The sequence below is a fragment of the Paenibacillus whitsoniae genome (assembly GCF_003955665.1).
Lineage (GTDB): Bacteria > Bacillota > Bacilli > Paenibacillales > NBRC-103111 > Paenibacillus_E > Paenibacillus_E whitsoniae.
The window spans coordinates 1-20,461 of record NZ_RXHU01000018.1; the positions used below are offsets into that span (position 1 = coordinate 1).

Genomic DNA, 20,461 nt, shown 5'->3' on the forward strand with positions numbered 1-20,461 from the left:
GCCGTAGCTTCGTCCAGAATCAGAACGCGCGGATTGGCCAGCAACGCCCTTGCGAACGAGATCAACTGCCGCTGCCCCATGGACAGCACATTGCCGCGCTCCTGCACTTCAGTCTCATAGCCGTTCGGCAGCGAGGAAATAAACTCGTGCGCGTGAACCGCTTTCGCCACGTCCTCGATCTCTTCATTCGTGGCGTCGAGTCGCCCGAAGCGGATGTTGTCGCGAATCGTGCCGGAGAAGATGAACGTATCCTGCATCACGACCCCGATTTGCGAGCGCAAGCTTTGAATCGTGACATTCCGGATGTCCTCACCGTCGATCAAGATGCGCCCCTCCACCGGATCATAGAACCGGCAGAGCAGGTTCATGATTGTACTTTTACCGGAGCCGGTATGCCCAACCAAGGCGATGGACTGTCCCGCGGTAACGTCCAGCGAGATGTTGTTCAGCGCAGGGCGGCCTTTTTCGTACTCGAACACCAGTTTCTCGAACTTCACGTTCCCTTTCACCGGCTGCAGATCCTTCGCACCCTCGATCTCAGCAACAGTCGGCTTCTCATCCAGAAACTCGAAGATCCGCTCCGCCGACGCCATGGCGATCAGCAATTGGGAATACATTTGTCCCAGACGGTTGATAGGCTCCCAGAAGTACCCGATATACGTGGCAAAAGCTACGAGCAACCCGACCGTAATTTCCTCGGATTGAATCAGATGGGCGCCATACCAGAACAGGATGCAATAGCCGATTGCACCGGTAATTTCGATCATCGGCCCAAACGTCTGATTCAGCATCGAGGCGCGGTTCCACGACAGCCGGTTCGTCATGTTCATTTTGGTGAAGAATGAAATGTTTTCTTTCTCTTGGGTGTAAGCTTGCGTAACGCGAATCCCTTGAATACATTCGTTCAAGTGGGCGTTAAGCCGCGACTGCTTCATCGTAACGTCCTGCCACGCACGGCGGATTAGTACCCGTACTTTCGTTGATACGAAGAACATAATCGGAACCGTGATGATGATGGCTAAACCGAGTTTAAAATTAAAGGTGAGCAAAATGACAATGATACCTGTAAGCTGAATAAGGTCGATCAGCAGGTTGACGACACCGTTCGTAAACAAATCCTGCAAGGAGTTAACATAGTTTGTGACCCGAACGAGCACGGAGCCCGCGGGCCTGGTGTCGAAGAACCGGAATGACAGCTTTTGAATATGACTAAAGAGATCGTGGCGCAAATCGTAAATAATACGCTGACCAATCATATTCGTATATTTGATCCGAAACGTATTGGCTAGCCATTGAATGACATACACACCCAGCATGATGCCCACAAGGATGAACAACAACTGCTTATCCTTCGGCGTAATGGCATTGTCAATCGCTTCCCGGATCAGAATCGGCACGGTCAATTTCGTAATGGCGCCGACAAACATCATAACGATAATGATCGGCAGCATTTGCTTGCGATAAGGCTTCATGTAGCTGAACAGCCGTCTTAATTGTCCCCAATCGAACGGTTTTTCGATCAATTCGTCGTCTTGATAGACGAAACGCTGACCGGTCTGCGAATCTTGTTTCAGTGCTTCGGCTGCTCTTTGCTTCGACTTTGTACTCAATGGGCTAACCTTCTTTCTTGCAGAGAAGATGGCAGGATGCGTTCTTCTTCCGTTTCCGCAGCCGCTGCGGCCTCTGCGACAGCATCCTGCTGTTTGTCGGCGTATTGTATATCATACGTTTGGCGATACAGCCCTGGCTGCTCAAGCAATTCCTGATGCGTCCCGCGCTGCACAATACGCCCTTTGTTCAGCACGATAATTTCATCCGCATGCTTCAAGGAAGAAATCCGATGCGCGATAATGAACGTCGTCCGCCCCTTCATCACCTCGGCGAAACCGGCCTGAATCTCATGTTCAGTCTCCATATCGACGGCGCTGGTCGCATCGTCAAGCACAAGGATTTTCGGATCTTTAAGCAGTGCGCGCGCAATGGCAATCCGCTGCTTCTGACCGCCGGACAGCCCGAGTCCGCGCTCGCCGACAACCGTATCGTAGCCTTCTGGCAGCTCGCTGATAAAATCATGCGCTTTCGCCAGCTTCGCCGCTCTGATAATGTCGTCCATCGTCGCATCCTTAACCCCATACGCAATGTTGTTCCGAATCGAGGAGGAGAACAGGAACGTTTCCTGGAACACCGTCGCGATTTGGCTGCGGTAGCTCTCAATCTGCAAGGAGCGGATGTCCTGTCCGTCGAGCATGACTTTACCTTCCTTGACTCCATAAGCCCGCATCAGCAAGGAAATGACCGTCGTCTTGCCTGAACCTGTGCTGCCCAGCAAACCGATGACTGATCCCGGCGGCGCATCCAGCGTGAAATCGTAAAGCGCAGGCTGCTTTTCCGGATAGGCAAACGTCACGTGATCGAACTTAACATGTCCTTTAACGTCAGATGGCCCCAGCACCTTCGCATTCTCCGCGTCTTTCACATGCACATAGTGATGAAGGATGTCGAGAATTTTTTCGCCCGACGCTTTCGTATTTGTAAAGTTATTGATTTGGAAGCCGAGGCCCCACATCGGACCGATAATGTACCAGATCAAGCTGAAGCAGGCAACCAATTCCCCAAGTGAAATCGTATCTTGAATGACCATGAATCCGCCTACGCCGAGCAAGATGACAACACTGAGGTTCGCCAAAATTTCCATTACCGGGAAATATTTCGCCCAAATGCTTGCAGATCCCAAGTTCATCGATTTGTAATCTTCATTGCGGGCCGAAAATTTATCAATTTCATGCGGCTCGCGCGCAAACGATTTGACTGTCCGTACCCCTGTAATATTCTCTTGGACGGCCGTCGTCATCGTACTGAGCGATTGGCGCACCATGCGGAAAGCCGGATGGATTTTGCCTTCGAAACGAATCGCCGTAAAAGCGAGAAACGGCATTGTAATCATGGTGAGCAGCGCAAGCTTCCAATTGATCGAGAACATCATCGCCATTCCGAAGACGAACATGAGCCCTACGTTGAGCAGCTGTGCAAAGCCGAACCCGATAAATTGGCGAATCGCTTCCAAATCCGCCGTCAAACGAGACATGAGATCCCCTGTTCTCGCTCCGTCATAGTACTGAAAGGATAAGTACTGCAATTTCTGATATAACTCATTCCGTAAATGATAGGCAACCCGATTGCCCAGTCTCCCCCCGCAAAAGCCGTGCAGAAATTGAAACATCCCCTTTAAGGACACGACGCAAACGACCAGCAGCGCAAGACGCGGCACCAGGTCGAATTGTTTCTTTGTAATGACATTGTCAATCAGGTAACGTAATAAATTCGGGTAAACCAGGCCAAGCGCGGTAGCGATCGCCAAGCAGGCAATAGCTCCGAAAAACAGTTTTTTCTCCGGCCAAAAATATGGCTTCAGTTGCCTGAATACATCCACTTTGGGCCCTCCTTAGAAGCTGAATTGGCAAAGCTTAGAAAGCGTTTTTCTTAGTGAATCTTAACACCATCACCAGGGAGGGGCAATCAGGGGATATTCCTGAAAAAACGCTTAAAATCGCATAAATTCACAAAAAAGACATAGAATCCACCCTGTTCTTTTAAATCATCTGAATCCTTACCAATGAAAGCCCTTACACGACGGTTGCAAAAAAAGGCGGGTCAAGTTCCTAAGAACAAGACTCGCCCGCTCGGCAAACTATGAGATAAAAGCCTGTAACTGATGCTGTTTCGCGATCAGTTCCTCCAGATCAATCTTCATTTCAAGTGCATCGCGCAGCCCTTCCGCATGTTCGGCGACCTGCTGCGCCATCATGTCCTGAAGGGAAAGCAGCCACTCCGCCAGTTGGCCGTCATATGCCTTTTCCAATTCAGCCGTCTGCCCGTCGATGAACGCTACGACCGGGGTATTCAATCGCTGCTCCAGCTCTGCTTTCAGCTTGCTTTTGCCATCGCCTTCGAAGAACTGCTTCGCGCTCTTGAAATAACTCTGCAGCAGCTTCATCGTCACGTCGCCGGCCTCCAGCTTGCCTGTTACTTCCGGTGTGCGGAACGTGCCCGGCTCATAGGGGGCGCCTTCGAAGCTGTCCAGATAGTCGCGCAGCTGGGCCGTCCAACGTTGAATGCGCGCGGCTCCGATCGCATTCATACGGTTCTCGACGCGCAGCGTCGTCGCCAGTACCTCCTGCGACAAATCGTACCCGATCATGCGCTGAAGCTCCTGCCAGGCGATGCCCAGCGCCGACTTCGGATCCTTCGCTTCGTCGCGGAACGTTGACGGATTGAACGCAATATTGAACAGTTCTCCGTAACGGAACATCGTCCGCTGTTTCACATAGTACAGCAATTCCTGAATTTCTTTGACCAGCTCTTTGCGCTCCGCTTCATAGCTGGATTCCCTAAGCAGCGTGAGACCGGCCTGTTCCGCCTGGTTCAGCTTCGCCAGCTGCGCCATTCGCTCTTCCTCGCCCGCCTGGGCGCTTAGAATCCACTGCCCCATCGTCGAGATCGCGCGGTTCAGCTCCAGATTCGCCGCATGGATCGCCACGTCGCTCAGTTCGTTGAGCGTAAACGTCACAAAATCCTGTTCAAACGGCACGATGCCGGACTGCTCCACCAGGCTCTCTTTTCCATTGATTTTGCCTTCTGCGGCCAAATAACTGGAAACCGGGTAAATCCGCGGGTTACGGATGCCGTGCTTTAACAGATTGTTCTCTACGTGCTTCACGACACCGGTCAGCTCCGCGGGATTCGCCGCAAGATCCGCAGCGTTCACGATGAAGAACATTTTATCCATCTCAAAGCTGTCCTTCACCCGGCCAAGCTGCAGGAGGAACTCACGATCCGCTTGCGAGAAGGCATGATTGTAGTACGTAACAAATAAAATGGCGTCTGCATTTTTAATATAATTGAACGCTACACCCGTATGGCGAGCATTGATCGAATCCGCCCCGGGCGTATCGACGAAAATAATACCTTGATCTGTGAGCGGATTGGCATAGTACAGCTCGATCCACTCGACGAAGCATGATTTGGATTCCTCCGCGACGTAGCCGGAGAACGCCTCTTTCGTAATGCGCAGATCCGTGCCGAGATGCGGCTCCGCCGCCTGCCAGCCCTTCTCGACGGCCTTAAGGAACGAATAGTGCGGTTTCCCCTTCGGCGTCACGTTCGCTGGCTGCAGCCCTCCGATCTTCGTCAAGGCGGATGCCATATCTGTCGCGGCTAAACCGAGTACATCCAACGAGTAGATAACGTCCTGCAGAATGGCGTCCGCCTTTTTCATGCGCACCTTGGCCGTACCGTGCGGCCATCCTTCCTTCGGCGGCATAATTTTGTTGATCGCCGCCGTCGTCGGGTTCGGCGACACCGGCAGGACCCGTTCACCGAGCAGTGCGTTGGTGAACGAGGACTTGCCGGCGCTGAAAGCGCCGAACAGCGCAATCGTGAACGTCCGCTCGCGCAGACGTTCCGACTTCTCGCGCATGGCGCGCGCGATCGACCGCATCGACGGAAGCCCGTCGATGATTTGGGAGGCTGCGGTCAGATCCGCAGCCTTGCGCTCCATGCGCGAGCCGTGTTCACCCGAGCTCGCGGTGAACGCGGGCCGTGCCGCCGCTGCGCTCGGCGCGGCAGGCGCTTCTGCAGCCGCAGACGCCGTGTGTGCGGCTTGCAGGATCGTCTCCATGGAGGTCACGTGCAGCTTCGCTCCGCCTTGCGGAGCGGCCTCTGCCTCCTCCATGGGGGTGTACAGCCGCGCGTCCGGCAGCGCCGGCGCGGATGGCCGTGCCCAGCTCGCTTCGCGCAGCAGCTGGGCTTCCGCCGCCGCCTCGCTGTCCGCGAGGCGCTGCAGTTCGCGGCTGGCGGCGAGACGGCCGCCCAGCTCGCTCAGCTGCGCGCTGACGCCTGCGGCGTCGACCAGCGCGCGCGCGCCCACGGCGTTCACGATCACGTCGATGATCGCGAACGCCGCTTTGCGGTACAGCTGCTTCAGCTCGCCAGCAGCTTGCTTCATGTAGTTCAGCGTGTATTCCCCGCTGAACGACGCCCCTGCGCTGACCTGCGCCGCGAGCCAGTCGCCGGTCACCTCGACGCGAAGCGCCTCGATCTCGGCGATCAGCGCAGGATCATGCTGCTCCTGCTCGCGGGCTGCCTTCTTCAGCGCGTCGCGTAAATGCCAGTCGAGCTGGGCTTCGACCTGCTCCGCAAAATCCGCCTGAAACGCCGTCAGGCGTCTCTCCACTTCCGCCGCGGTCTTTGCCGCGCCCGCGAAAAACCCCACCTTAAAGCCGGGCTTGCGGCTTTCCAGATAGCTGTGCGCCAGGTCGCGCGTCGGCGCCGGTGTAATGTTGGCATTTTCGATGATGGACGTAACGTCCTTGCGCAGCTTCGCCGTCAGCGTCTCCGGCAGCGCCTTAAGCCGCTGGAGTTCCGCTTCTGCGGCCGCTGCCGCGCGTTCCGCCGCTTCTGTATCTTCCTCCTCGGTAAGCTGCTCCAGCAGCGCCTCACGCTGCGGCTCATGCTGCTCCTCCAGCCATTTGCGGTGTTCCGCCGCCAGAAAGCGTGCAGACGCGTCCAGACTATACACGCGCAGATCATCGCCGCGCTCGATCAGTCGGTTGAGCAGCCATCTCAGCTTCCCATACTCATTGTGCGGATGTTGAGGCTCTTTCATGGTGACATACAAAATGTCGTCCGGCTCAATGCCCCAGTTCAGGAACGCCTGCTTCGTTCCCTCCTGATATGTAGTGAACGGCAGCTCCCAATCTTTATGCTTGTCGATCATATTGACGACGAGATAAAGCGGCTTGCCCCATTCCTTCATTTTTTTCGTAAAGGCCAAGTTGACTTCCGATTGCACGTGGTTGTAGTCCATCACATAGAACACAACGTCCGCCAAGTGCAGCGCCGACTCCGTCGACTGATGATGCGCATCGTCCGTCGAGTCAATCCCCGGCGTATCCAGCAATGCGGCATGCGTACCCAAGAACGAAATGGGATACGAAATCTCTACCGTCTCGATGTCCGTCCCGTTCACGCAATACGCTTCCAGCTCTTCTAAAGGAATCGATGTTGTTGTGCCCGCCACACGCTCAGTGGCGTGATGTGTCACATGGGCGCCCGCCACGCCGTTACGAATCGAAACGATATTCGCACTTGTTGGAATCGGACTCGACGGCAGCAGCACATGACCGCAAAGCTGATTGATCAGCGTCGATTTCCCCGCGGAAAAATGCCCGCAAAACGCGATATTCACCCGGCCGCTGCCGATTTTATCCAATAGCTGCCCAAGCTTGGCGGCGTTTTCCCGATCGCCTGCTCGCTGCAGTGTTCCTTGCATGTTCTTCATTGCCTCCGGCATGACGGCAATGTTTCCCTCTACCATTTGTGTCATGGTTCCTCTTTCGTCCTTTCTCCCTGTCCTCTACTTGTCTACGTTCGCCCTGGAACTAGAAAAAAATCTCCCAAAGGGAGATTTCGTCAGCGCCTTGCAACTAAGAAAGCGCAATTTTTTCTTTTTCCGGCAAGAAAATCTCAAAAACGTCCCGATGCTGAAGAATCGTAATATCGGAATCTTTCACCTTCATCACGACAACCTCGGATTTCGTTTTCATTTTGTCTATGTAATTCTGAGGAACTTCACCCGACTCACTGACAGTTACTCCTTCAATGACTCTTTCCTCATTTTCGGCGAGCGGCGTATTAATCACTTGTTCATAAATATCGGAGAATAATTCGAAGCTATTGGTGTATACGGCGATGCATTTCATTTCAATCCCATCCTTTTTTGCATATCATTGGTTTGTAATAGTTTTCCTAGTTGTCTTTGGTTTCATACGTTTTTTGCCTTCACGGCAACGATCCAACAACGGACATAGTTCGCAATTCGGATTCTGCGCCTTACAGTGGTACCGCCCAAAAAAGATCAATCGGTGATGCGTTTGGGTCCATTCCTCCCGCGGTACTTTCTTCATCAGCTTCTTTTCAACTTCCAGAACAGAATCCTCTTCCGCCGCAAGCCCGAGTCGCTTGGACACGCGCTCTACGTGAGTATCGACGGCGATCGCAGGCACGCCGAAAGCGTTAGACACGACGACGTTGGCTGTTTTCCGGCCTACACCGGGCAATTCAACCAATTGCTCGTGTTTCTCAGGAATTTGACCATCATACTTGTCCAACAGCATCTGACACAGCTTACGAATGTGACTAGCCTTATTTCGAAAAAGGCCAATTCTGCGAATATCCTGCTCCAGCTCCTCGGGGGGAACGGCCAAATAGTCTTCAGGCTTGGTGTATTTCTGAAATAGGTCTTTGGTCACTTTATTCACGGTTTCATCCGTGCATTGCGCGGAAAGCAAAACCGCGATCGTCAGTTCGAACGGGTTGCTGTGGTGGAGCTCACAATGCGCATCCGGAAAAAGTTCGCCGATCGTATCCAAAATATGCCTAACTGCTTTCTGTGTCATGGTGCATCTTCCTTACGATCTTAATATCATTCAGTTTAGCGAAATGTACCGCTAGAATCAATCCTTGAAAGCGTCAAAATGCGAACATTTTCTAAAAAATGGCCACTTTTTCATAAAAAAAATGAAATCCGCCTGAAAGACGAGCGAATATCGCTCATCAAACAGACGGATGGAAGTCAAAACCGGTTCATCATTTTATTTTTCAATTTCTACAATTTTATCATCGAGCACGTAAATTTTGACCACATTGCCGGTGGTAAAAGATGCCGGCGTCAGCAACGTGCTGCCTTGGTGATAGTACGCTCTCGGGAACAGGCTGTACGACGTACGGTCGCCGGCGCTTGTCGCTTTGAAGTACAACTGATTCACAATGCTGTTGTAGTTATCGACTTCTCGGCTGGCAGCTGTCGCTACTTGCACGAGGAACTTGTCGCTGGCATCCTTCATCACTTGCACGCGGTCATCAACTTTCATGGAAGTCAGGCTCCACGGTGTACCGTTATTAAGCTTCACTTCATAGTTCGTGCCGACGCTGACGACCTGTGTTTTGCCCGAGAAGTCCTGAATAGTCAGACTGCCAGTCGCTGCATTAACAGCGGTCACTTTTCCGCGAATCGGCGTAACGATTTCCGCTTTTTTCAAACTAAGCCCTTCAAAGGACAACTTCACATAATCGTCCGGCAGCAGATCGGAGATCGCTCCTGCCGTTTGGTCCGCCTTTACAATAGGCACACCGTCAAGGGATACAGTAGACGCGGTGTTCGCCGCATCCGTGACTGTAATCGTTTTGGCGCTTCCATTGACGACAGCCGTCTTATACAGCGCTGTTTTGCTAGTTACGATTTTTTGTACAATGCTTTGATCGTAACTGAGCTGCAATGAAACGATGTCGCCGATTTTCAAATCAGATAACGTACTGTTCGCTTTGTTGGCCAATTCAACGACAGGTGTATAAGCCAGCTTAAAGGACAGATTTTGACCGCTATCCGTTTTCAACGTGATATCGTTCGTCGTCAGATTGAGCTGGGTCAGCGTACCTGTCACTTGCGTGGACATCGTGATTTTCATCACTTTATCTTGAGAAACAATAACATCCACATATTTACCTGCCGTAAACATTGAGGCAAAGTTAGAAAACGGAAGTGTCGTGCCTCCATACGAAACAGATACACTGTCAGTTAACGTGTACGCATGCGGCTTTCCATTGTTATCTACTACAACCAATAATTTGGAATTAGCATCATAATTAGTTGCAATTTTCGCAAAATACAAGTTGTCAATTGAACGGCTTGTTACTGTAATTTTTGTTACTTTATTGTTCAGAACATCAAGCTTGACAGTATCACCTGACGCCAAATCGTAGATGCCTGCATTAGTCAACCCGTTGATTGCCACTTGTGCATTCGTATTTAACTCATAGATATCTACAGGCTTCCCTGATGTTTTATTAATAATTATGGCGGACTTATCATCGCTAAGCTGTTTAAATGTGCCCTCAACCGTAATCCCAACGTCCGCTTGCTTTTTCACCGTTACCTTCACGACAACGCTGTTCTTTACGGTGTACTCCACCGTATCGCCTACATGCAGCGCCGTCAGATCTACGAGACTGTTATCGGCCAAAGTAGCAACGAGCGTGCTCGACAGCGTGAACGATTCCGCTTCGCCTGTCGAAGCGTCCACCAATGTCACTTGACGGGACGCCGCGTCAATCATTTGAATGTCGCCTGTCGACGTCTTGTTGATTGGAATTTGTTTCACGACGATGGATGTGTATTTGTCACTGTCCACCAATTGGCTCTTGCGCAATTGCACCGTGCTGCCTGCCACAACATCAGCAAGACTGAGACCGCGCCCTTCAGAATCCGTAACAGTGACATCCTGAGCCAAGTCATAGGCGTTATAGTCATCCAACGTTGCTTTGAACGTTGACATATTCAGGTTCAATAGCTGGCCTTCATGAATGTCCATATGCAGTTCGTCGCTGTTAATTTCCACATAATAAGCAGTTCCGTTGACTGGAACTAAGGTCACCTGGTACGTTTCTTGGAGTTCTTTCGGCTGAATGGCCTTATCATTTTTGTTACCGTAAAAAGTAGTATTCGATGATAGCTTGTACGTGCTCGTATTGCCAAGGTCGTCCATGATGGAGATGGTGCCGCTTGTCAGGTTCGTCAAATAGCCTTTGACCGCATGGCCAGGCAGCGTTGCCAGTTCCTTCTGGGAACGACTGAGGAACGTCGCCATCTGTGCGCGGGTTACTGCGCCCTTCGGCTGGAACGAACCGTCTTCAAAGCCATCAACGATTTTGAGCGCGACTGCTGCGTTGACGTAACCAAGCGTAGAAGGACTGATTTCGTTGTTATCCTTGAAGGCCGAAGATGTGCCAGACAGACCTTCCGCCATCGACGCTTTGCCGATCGCCCGGATGACCACCTCGGCCACCCATTCGCGCGTCGCCTTTTGCTGGCCCCAAATTTCGGTTTGCTTGACACCGTTGGTTCTGGCTTTTTCTTCTTCGTACGAAATGAGACCTTTTTGTCTAGCAACTTCAACGTATTTTCGAGCATAATCGCTAACTTGCAGAAATTCGGGGAACACCGTTGTAGCAGTGCTATCCACTTCGCTTTGGAGCCCCATCATCCGCACCGCCATAATCAAAACATCCTGCTGGGTAACGGAGTTCTCGGAACGATACGTGCCGTCTTCAAAGCCGTCGATGATGCCTTCCAACGCAAGTTTGGAAATATGACGAATCCCCCAATAGTCTTGGGCTACGTCGGGGAAAGACAGTTTGACATTAGAAGTTGTTGTAGCTGCCGACGTCGTGACAATTGATGCCCCCAGAACCGGTGTCGCCGCCAGACTGGACATGATAAGTGAGCTCACAATAACGCTCGCCAGTTTTTTCGTATTCATGAATCGCATAGCTCCTCTGCTCGTCCATTTTATTTAGGTCTCTTCATCGGGTAAGGAAGTTCCAAATGCCCCATCAGGCTATCCACCTGTTTGCCATCCTTCAGGATATAAATGGCGTTTACTTCGGGGAACTGGAATAACGTCTTCTTCAATGCTTGCAAAAACAAATCTTCGCCGGGTGCCCCAAGCTGCGTTTTGGGTCCGAATGCGACATCGAGCTTCAACTCGCCTTTCGCTTTATCGAATGCGATGCTGGTCCATTTCACATCTTCGAAAAGCGGAACAGCCTTCGGATCGTCGCTTTTTTCCAGCGCCTTCAGCGCGGCTCCGTACACATCGGTCTCCTTGGCATAGGAAACGGTAACGGACTTCTCAATCAGCTTCATTTCATCGGTGTCACTGTAATAGGTCTTGATCTGCTTCTTCAACGTTTCCGGCGTTGTTTGCGGTGTAACGGTCGGCTGAATGCTGACAGCAGGTGCCGTCGCAACAGGTGTTGCGGTTGGCGCGGCTGCAGAGCCGCCGGATAATTGAGGCTTCTGACCGCAAGCAGTTAACGTCAGCGCGATGGCACTTACCAGAAGCGTCCCTTGAAAAAGGCGACTTGTCTTGGTCATCTCTAGCTCACTCCTTCGCGTGGTGCATGTGCTGCAAGTCAGCACTTATTTTAGTTTCAAATAGTCTTTGATGGCGTTCACAAGCGCAAGAGCCAACTTATCTTGAAAAGCTTCCGTATACATGGCGGTTTCATCGTTTTTATTGGACAAGTAACCGACTTCCAATAAAACGGCAGGCATCGTCGTCTTGGTAATGACGCGATAATCGGCTTCGCGGACGCGACGATCGGGGAAGCCCGTCGCAGCAACCGCATATTGATGGATGACGTTGGCAAACGGAATACTTTCAGGCCGGTTGTAATACGTCTCCGTTCCGGAAACGGTCGCTTTCGCGCTATTGCCGTGAATGGACAAGAACAGGTCGGCCGGCGCCTCATTGGCAAAGGAAACCCGGTCGTCCAGCGGGATGAACGTGTCGTCCGAACGAGTCATGAGTACCTGGACCCGCTTGTCCTTCGCCAGCTCCTCGGCTACTTTCTTCGCTGTCGACAAGGTAAAATCCTTTTCATGCCTGCCGGTAAGCGAAAGCGCGCCAGGATCCGTATCGCCATGGCCGGCATCGATCACAACGGTCAGCAAATGGTCGCCAGGCACTGCAGGCACATTTTGAAACGGCTTGTCGCCGATCAGCGCACGCCACGTTCCAGCCGTCGCAACAGGCTGCGTTTGGTAGTAAGCCGTGCTTTTCAAATCCAGAATGATCCGAACCGTCGCCGGGTTGCTGCTGAAGTTGGAATAGCGGATCTTCTCAACAAGCGGATGCTTGGAGGGGAGCTCGCCGGTGTTTTTGACAAGTGCCTTCTGCAGCGTATCATTCAATACAGTATTCGGAAAATCAAACACAATTCGGTCCGGATTGGAAAGTTTCAGCACGCTCGGTACCAACTTGCCCTCTTTGGCCGTTACTGTCAGGTCCGTTTCGGACAGTGTAATCGCACTGATCGTGCGAATGCCAGCTACTGTAGCGGTCCCTTCACTGCCCTTGGTGTCGCCTGGATTCGTTCCCTTTCCAGTACCGGAGGTATTGCTGCTGCCTGTTCCTGACGGCGTCTCCACGGTTCCATTCCCGGTTCCCGTCAGAGGAGGCTTGACTTCCACACTGCCATTTTCTAGATCGACCGGTCCCGTCACCGGCTTGGCATCTACTTCGTTCGCTTTATACATGTGAACGGAGTAGGAAGGCTCATCCCACTTGATTTCGACGCCCAGCTTTTCAACGATATAACGAAGCGGAAGCATCGTAATGTTATTCTCAATGAACGGAGCTACTTCAAGTTGCTCCTTCTTGCCGTTGAACTGCACCGTTTTGTTGTCAATGAGCAGCTCCATCGTATTGCTATCTTGCTTAATCGTGACCTTTCTCGCGGCTTCCTCCCACCCGACTTTCGCGCCGATCTCTTCTACGATCACGCGCACCGGCACGAGCGTATTGCCTTCCACGATACGGGGAATCACCTCTCCGACATCCAGCTTTTTCTCGTTCATGTACAACTGTACAGGTTTCGGCTTCGATGCTTCAGCACCAAACACCGTTGTGGGGAGCAGCATCAGCGCGACCAGCAGCGCCAAACATAACGCAGGAAATTTCATCGTTCACCTCTTGTGTTTTTGTCGAATTTTCAACCTATGTATGAGTACTGGGCTACAGGCGACTCTACGGGAAATCTAGCAAGTTTCCTTTCATTATAGCAAAAAATGCACGCTTCCGACAGCACATCCCCCTCCCCGTCGACAATCTCGTAACCTATTAGACGAGCAAAGCTGGCAAAAGTTGCAAGATTTCGAGGAAATGCATGCAAAAAACACCCCGCATGAGACCACCATGAAGGGTGTGGGCAGGCCATCTTAGATACTTCTCTTCCTCTTCTCATCCCAAGCGATCCCATTGCTTAAAATACAACAAAAAAAGGATACGCCCGCCAAATTCATGGGGGTGTATCCTTTTCAATTCGTTCAAGCCCTTCGCTGAAGTATGGCTTATTTATAAGCCAAACGTTTGGCATGCGCTTGCTCATACGCAGTGATTTTTTCTTCGTGCTGCAGCGTCAAGCCGATGTCGTCCAAGCCTTGCAGCAGGAATTGACGGCGATGCTCATCCAAAGTGAAGTCGATTTCCAAGCCGAAATCGTCCGTTAATTTGTTCTTTTCCAAATCAACATGCAGCTTGTAGCCTTCGTGCTTCGCCGTACGTTGGAACAATTCTTCCACTTGCTCTTCGGAAAGCTTGATCGGCAGGATGCCGTTTTTGAAACAGTTGTTGTAGAAAATGTCCGCATAGGAAGGTGCGATTATGACGCGGAAACCGAAGTCTTGAATCGCCCAAGGCGCATGCTCACGGGAAGATCCGCAGCCGAAGTTCGCTCGGGAGATCAAGACGGAAGCGCCTTGATAACGGTCTTGGTTGAGCGGGAAGCTCTCGATCACGTTGCCCGCTTCGTCCCATCTCCACTCGAAGAACAAGAATTGGCCGAAACCGGAACGCTCAATGCGTTTCAAAAATTGTTTAGGAATGATTGCGTCTGTATCTACGTTAACACGGTCTACAGGGCCGACAAGGCCTGTGTGTTGTTTAAAAGCTTCCATATTCACATTCTCCTTTAGGCTTGTTGATACTCTTTGATTTCCCAATCGCGAACATCGTAGAAGTGACCTTTGATTGCAGCTGCCGCTGCCATCGCCGGAGAAACAAGATGCGTACGTCCGCCGCGGCCTTGACGGCCTTCGAAGTTACGGTTGGATGTGGATGCGCAGCGTTGGCCCGGTTTCAGCACGTCAGGGTTCATCGCAAGACACATCGAGCAGCCTGCATCGCGCCATTCAAAACCTGCAGCCGTAAAGATTTTGTCCAAGCCTTCTTTTTCCGCTTGAATTTTCACGCGGCCGGAACCTGGTACGACAATCGCTGTAACCGATGGATCGACCGAGTAGCCTTGAGCGATTTTTGCCGCAGCACGCAAGTCTTCGATACGACCGTTTGTGCAGGAGCCGATGAAAACATAGTCGACTTTCAGATCTGTCATGGGCGTGCCTGGTGTCAGATCCATATATTCAAGCGCCTTTTCAGCCGCTTTGCGTTCATTTTCCGTTTCAAAGCTTTGCGGATCCGGAACCAGCGCGTTCACGTTCGTGCCCATGCCAGGGCTCGTGCCCCAGGTTACTTGCGGGATCAAGGAATCTGCGTCGAATTCTACAACCCAGTCATACGTTGCGCCTTCGTCCGTAACCAACTTGGACCATTCGGCTACCGCTGCATCGAAATCAGCGCCTTGCGGTACGTATTCACGGCCGCGCAGGTATTCGAACGTCGTTGCGTCAGGTGCGATTAGACCTGCGCGCGCACCGCCCTCAATGGACATGTTGCACACGGTCATGCGCTCTTCCATGGACAGGTTGCGAATCGCTTCGCCTGTGTATTCAATAACATAGCCAGTTGCAAAGTCTGTGCCGTATTTGGCGATAACGCCCAGGATCAAGTCCTTAGCCGTTACGCCCGGCTTCAAGCTGCCGTTGATGCGAACTTCCAGGGATTTCGCTCTGGATTGCTGCAGCGTTTGTGTAGCCAGTACGTGCTCAACTTCGCTCGTACCGATCCCGAACGCCAATGCGCCGAATGCGCCGTGTGTAGACGTGTGGCTGTCGCCGCACACAATTGTTTTGCCAGGGTGCGTCAGGCCAAGCTCAGGGCCCATAACGTGAACGACACCTTGATCTATACTGTCGAGATCAAAAAGTGTAACGCCGAAATCGCGGCAGTTTTGCGACAGGGTGTCGATTTGCTGCTTGGAAATCGGGTCTGTAATATTGAAACGATCTTTCGTCGGTACGTTGTGATCCATCGTTGCGAAAGTCAGGTCAGGTCTGCGAACTTTGCGTCCGGACATGCGAAGACCTTCAAAAGCCTGCGGAGAAGTTACCTCATGAACCAGATGCAGATCGATATAAATAACGCTAGGTTTGCCTTCTTCCTGGTTAATTACGTGATTATCCCAAATCTTCTCGAACATCGTTTTTTTACTCATACCAGTCACCTCTTGTCATTATCCGCTATGAATTGCTAATGTCTTACCCTCATAACGTACTTTAACACGATTTCTCTCATAGTTCCAAGATATAATAACTATAAGCTTGATAGAATTTCCCTATAAAACACGGAAATTGTTGACATCCAATTTGATAATGATTATCATTCTCTTGGAGTGCTTCTTCTTCTACTTTTTGCTAGACGATTATCATTATATTTCATAGGGGGAATATGCTTTGAAACGGTTCACCAAACCACTGACTTTCCTGCTCTCTCTGGGGCTGCTTACGATAACCGCCGCCTGCGGCTCCGCTTCCACGCCATCGACTTCATCCGCTTCGCCAAGTGCAGCGACCACAGCGTCCGCAGCATCCGCCATACCGTCTGCCGATGCCCTCAAAACGATTACCCACGCCCTCGGCACGACCCAAATTAAAGGCACGCCCAAACGCATCGTTACATTAGAATGGACGTATACCGAGGATGTTTTGGCCCTTGGCCTTCAGCCGGTCGGCTCAGCGGATAATAAAGGCTACCAGAGCTGGGTCAATGTGAAACCCGCGCTTGATGCTTCCGTCGTCGACGTCGGAACGCGCCAGGAGCCGAATCTCGAGACGATTACAGGCCTCAAACCGGATCTCATCATTACCAGCACGCTTCGTTCGAGCAAAAACTACGATGCGCTTTCCAAGATCGCCCCTACCATTGTGTTCAATTCCTACCCGGCGGAAGGCAAGGGCAACCAGTATGAGGAAATGGAAACGACGTTCAAGACAATCGCTGACATTGTAGGCAAGCAAGCGGAAGCTGAGAAGGTGCTGGCGGATCTTAACAAATCGTACAGCGATTCCAAAGCGAAGCTTGCCGCCGTGAAGAAGGAAGGCGCTGCCTTCGCTTTGACACAAGCATTCAGCAACCAAAATAACGCTGATCTGCGCATGTTCGTCGATAACTCGATGGCTGTGCAAATTTTGGAGCGCATCGGACTCAAGAACGCGTTTAAATCCAACAAGTTTGAGCTATATGGGTATTCGACTGCGTCTGTCGAGGCGCTGCCTGCTGTACAGGATGCAACGTTTATCTACATCGTGCAGGACACCGACAACGTTTTTGAGAAGCAGCTCAAGGACAATGCTGTCTGGAAAGGCCTCCAGTTTGTGAAAACCAATAACATGATCAAGCTTCCAGGGAATACATGGCCGTTCGGCGGACCTTTATCCGCCAAAGTATTTGCCGAGTTAACAGCTAATGCCTTTGCGAAATGACGGATACGGTGATAAGGATGCAAACCAAGTCTCCTGCCGCTCTCCCATGGAAACCGCTGCTTGTGTTTGGAGGGGGATTCGCCGCCCTGTTGGCGATGCTGTTCATTAATCTCACCCAAGGCGAGGCACACATTACGATACATTCTGTCGTGCAGGCTCTCTTTTCGCCGCAGGACACCCCCGAACATCAGATGGTTCGTGGGCTTCGCATGCCGCGCGCCGTCATGGGCATGCTGGCCGGCGCAGCGCTCGCCGTTGCAGGCGCCCTGCTGCAAACCGTGACGCGCAATCCGCTCGCCTCGGCCTCGACGCTAGGGCTGAACGCAGGCGCGTATTTCATTATCGTGCTGGCCGCCGTCTTCTTCCCGGCACTAAAATCGAGCAATCCGCTCGTGCTAGCGCTGTTGGGCGCCTGCGGCGCCGCACTGATGGCGTATTTCATGGCGGGCGGCCGCAAAAGCACGCCGCTGCGCATGGCCTTGTCAGGGATGATTATCACGCTGGTACTTTCCGCTTTTACAAGCGGTCTGCAACTGCTCTTTGAAACCGAAACGAACGGCCTCTTCATGTGGGGATCCGGCGCGCTCACGCAAAACGACTGGCTGGGCGTCCGCTTCTCGCTTCCTTGGGTGATCCTCGGCATTGTCGCTGCGTTTCTATTCAGCCAAAAGCTGGATATGCTCGCGCTGAGTGAAGAAACCGCCGTCTCCCTCGGCGAGAACATTAACCTCGTCCGCTTGTTCGCCCTCGGTGCAGCCATCCTGCTGGCGGGCGTCACCGTCAGCGTTGTCGGCCCGATCGGCTTCGTCGGCCTCATCGCGCCGCATCTGATCCGGCTTATCGGGCTGCACCGCCACCGGCTGCTCCTGCCGGGCAGCGCGCTCTGGGGCGCCGTCGTCCTCGTCAGCGCGGACACGATCGCCAAAATGTTCCGCAGCTCCCTCGGTGAGCTGCCGGCCGGCTCCGTAACAGCGCTGCTCGGCGCGCCGTGGCTGATCTGGCTCGCGGTGCGCAGTTCGAAGCTCCGCACGGGCGCCGAAGGAAGCTCGATGAGCGTCGGGTACACGGGGACCAAAGTCCCCTACCCGGTTCTCGTCATCGCTTCCGCCGCCTTGCTCTTCGGCCTCTTCGTCTTCGGCCTCACCGCCGGAGCGCTGCACATCCCGCTGCGTGACGTGCTGAGCGCGCTGTCAGGGCGCGGAGATGACATGGCGAGCAATGTCATCTTCCAACTGCGCATGCCGCGGCTGCTCGTCGCCGCGCTGGCCGGCGCGTCCCTGGCCATCGCCGGCTCGATGATGCAGGGCGCGGTGCGCAACCCGCTCGCCGACCCCTCCGTGGTCGGGGTCACGTCCGGCGCCGGCGTCGGCGCCTTGCTCGTGCTCGCGATCTGGCCGACCGCGCCTAGCGGCTGGGCGCCGATCGGGGCGATCATCGGCGCACTCGTCTCCGCCGGCAGCGTGTACGCGCTCGCCTGGCGCAAAGGGCTAAGCCCCGTCGTCCTGATCCTCGTCGGGATCGCCGTTTCCGCACTGGGCTCCGCCGGCATCCAGTTCCTGGTCATTCAGTCGAAGCTGGCCGCCGCTCCGGCGCTGACTTGGCTTGCGGGTTCAACGTACGCCCGAGGCTGGAAAGAGTGCATCCAGCTCGCGATCACGCTGGCCTTGCTGATGCCAACTGCGTGGCTGTTAGGCCGCCGCGTCGATCTGCTCGCCTTCGGCGACCAAGTCTCCCTGGGACTTGGCCTGCGCCTGCAGCGGACGCGGCTCGTCACCGCCGCGATCGGGGTCGGCATTGCCGCGATGGCCGTTGCCGCCGTCGGCACGGTGAGCTTTATCGGCTTGCTCGCGCCGCACGCCGTCCGACTTTTCCTTGGCCAGCACCATCGCAAATCCGTCGTGCTGGCGGCGATGCTGGGCGCGATTCTGCTGATCGCGGCCGACATTATCGGCAAGCTGATCGCCATCCCGAAGGAAATCCCTTCTGGGATCGTCGTGGCGATGATCGGTGCGCCATATCTATTGTTCCTGATGTATCGCAGCACCGTCAGGAGATAACAGGGTTGTCAACACAAGATAGCCGGAGCCTCCTCCTTTGTCCTTGGACAGCGGGGGAGGCTCCGGCTTATTCTATGCCCTAAGGCTTCCTGAGCTGTCAATAGGGTTGAATCTGCTAGTCTCCCGCACATCAAGCCCTTCACCTTGTCTCAACCCCAAAACCTTGATATGATACGGACATAAGAAGGAATTGTTTTCCGCCGCAAAGGAGCCGCATCGTCTATGGAATTACGCCAACTGCAGTATGCCATTCAAATTGCGAATGAACGCAACTTCTCCCGCGCAGCGGAAAAGCTGCACATCGCACAGCCTTCGCTCAGCCAACAGCTGTCCAAGCTGGAGAAAGAAATCGGTGTGCTGCTTTTTCAGCGCAGTACGAATTCCGTGGAGCTTACGCATGCAGGCGCCCTTTTCGTGGAAAAATCACAGAAAATATTGGACATGCTCGAGCAGCTCAAAAAAGAGATGGAAGACATCTCCCAAATGAAAAAAGGAAGGCTCGTCATCGGTTCCATGCCAATTACCGGCTCCACCATTCTTCCATTTGTCGTGCCCGCTTTTCAAGCCGCTTACCCGGAAATTGAAATTTCGCTTGTTGAGGAAACGTCCACCAACCTGGAAACGCTGACCGTGAACGGCCAGACAGACATCTCCCTGCTCTCCTTGCCCCTTCGCGAAGAGGCGCTCATCTATGAAACGTTGTTAGAGGAGGAAATCGTTCTAGCCGTGCCGCCCAAGCATGCGTTGGCTTCCGCTCAAACGCCGATTGCCATCGAACAGTTGGAGAAGGAATCTTTTATCGCGCTAAAGAAAGGCCAGGGCTTCCGCAAGCTGACGCTCGACCTGTGCCAGAAAGCCGGGTTCACGCCGAACATCGTGTTCGAGTCCAGCAACATGGAGACGGTGCAGTCCCTCGTCGCCGCAGGCATGGGCATTGCCTTCGTCCCGTATCTCATTTCCAAACGGACGTTCAGCGAACTGTCGCCGGTTCACATTCCGCTCGAAGGCCACCCGATCCGCGAACTGGTCATCGCCTACCGGAAAGGCCGATATATCTCCAAAGCAGCGGAGGCTTTCGTTTCCACAATGAAAGATGTCATGCGCACGATCGGCTAGTCAGCATGCT

Annotated in this window: 13 protein-coding genes; 3 read left to right on the forward strand and 10 right to left on the reverse strand. The window is 53.1% G+C overall.

All coding sequences use genetic code 11. The annotated features are described in order from the left end of the window. The 10 genes from EJQ19_RS06835 to leuC all read right to left on the reverse strand — a co-directional run. On the reverse strand, nt 1-1,610 hold a 1,610-nt coding region (locus EJQ19_RS06835; RefSeq protein WP_241242777.1), incomplete at its 3' end, for an ABC transporter ATP-binding protein. Continuing rightward, nucleotides 1,607-3,430 carry an ABC transporter ATP-binding protein gene (locus EJQ19_RS06840; RefSeq protein WP_126140462.1) on the reverse strand — a complete coding sequence of 608 codons (1,824 nt, stop codon included), beginning with the start codon at nt 3,428-3,430 and terminating at the stop codon, nt 1,607-1,609. The genes EJQ19_RS06840 and EJQ19_RS06835, both read right to left, overlap by 4 nt. A 258-nt stretch (nt 3,431-3,688) precedes the next feature. After that, a complete protein-coding gene (locus EJQ19_RS06845) occupies nt 3,689-7,384 on the reverse strand; it encodes a dynamin family protein (RefSeq protein WP_126140463.1) in 3,696 nt (1,231 codons plus the stop codon). A gap of 100 nt (nt 7,385-7,484) precedes the next feature. Further along, nucleotides 7,485-7,760, reverse strand: a complete 276-nt coding sequence (locus EJQ19_RS06850; protein ID WP_126140464.1) for an NAD/NADP transhydrogenase alpha subunit — start codon at nt 7,758-7,760, stop codon at nt 7,485-7,487. 24 nt (nt 7,761-7,784) lie between these two features. Continuing rightward, the gene (nth, locus tag EJQ19_RS06855; protein ID WP_126140465.1) at nt 7,785-8,456 is read right to left on the reverse strand and encodes an endonuclease III; all 672 of its coding nucleotides are present in this window, start codon (nt 8,454-8,456) and stop codon (nt 7,785-7,787) included. A 195-nt stretch (nt 8,457-8,651) separates the two neighbouring features. Then, a complete protein-coding gene (locus tag EJQ19_RS06860) occupies nt 8,652-11,375 on the reverse strand; it encodes an S-layer homology domain-containing protein (RefSeq protein WP_164716361.1) in 2,724 nt (907 codons plus the stop codon). A gap of 29 nt (nt 11,376-11,404) precedes the next feature. Next, nucleotides 11,405-11,992, reverse strand: coding sequence for a GerMN domain-containing protein (locus tag EJQ19_RS06865; protein ID WP_126140467.1), 588 nt, complete (start codon nt 11,990-11,992; stop codon nt 11,405-11,407). Nucleotides 11,993-12,037: 45 nt separating this feature from the next. Continuing rightward, nucleotides 12,038-13,582, reverse strand: coding sequence for an N-acetylmuramoyl-L-alanine amidase family protein (locus EJQ19_RS06870; protein WP_126140468.1), 1,545 nt, complete (start codon nt 13,580-13,582; stop codon nt 12,038-12,040). Nucleotides 13,583-13,969: 387 nt separating this feature from the next. Further along, nucleotides 13,970-14,575 carry a 3-isopropylmalate dehydratase small subunit gene (leuD, locus tag EJQ19_RS06875; RefSeq protein WP_126140469.1) on the reverse strand — a complete coding sequence of 202 codons (606 nt, stop codon included), beginning with the start codon at nt 14,573-14,575 and terminating at the stop codon, nt 13,970-13,972. A 14-nt stretch (nt 14,576-14,589) separates the two neighbouring features. Continuing rightward, nucleotides 14,590-16,011: a 3-isopropylmalate dehydratase large subunit gene (gene leuC / locus EJQ19_RS06880; protein ID WP_126140470.1), complete on the reverse strand. Its 1,422-nt coding sequence runs from the start codon at nt 16,009-16,011 to the stop codon at nt 14,590-14,592. Between the two features lie 238 nt (nt 16,012-16,249). On the opposite strand from leuC, the gene EJQ19_RS06885 reads away from it, so the two are divergent. The 3 genes from EJQ19_RS06885 to EJQ19_RS06895 all read left to right on the forward strand — a co-directional run bounded on the left by EJQ19_RS06885 (nt 16,250) and on the right by EJQ19_RS06895 (nt 20,451). Further along, the gene (locus tag EJQ19_RS06885; protein ID WP_241242778.1) at nt 16,250-17,278 is read left to right on the forward strand and encodes an ABC transporter substrate-binding protein; all 1,029 of its coding nucleotides are present in this window, start codon (nt 16,250-16,252) and stop codon (nt 17,276-17,278) included. A 17-nt stretch (nt 17,279-17,295) separates the two neighbouring features. Beyond that, nucleotides 17,296-19,335, forward strand: a complete 2,040-nt coding sequence (gene fhuB, locus EJQ19_RS06890; RefSeq protein ID WP_126140471.1) for a Fe(3+)-hydroxamate ABC transporter permease FhuB — start codon at nt 17,296-17,298, stop codon at nt 19,333-19,335. A 222-nt stretch (nt 19,336-19,557) separates the two neighbouring features. Continuing rightward, nucleotides 19,558-20,451, forward strand: coding sequence for a LysR family transcriptional regulator (locus EJQ19_RS06895; protein WP_126140472.1), 894 nt, complete (start codon nt 19,558-19,560; stop codon nt 20,449-20,451). Nucleotides 20,452-20,461: the final 10 nt, after the last annotated feature.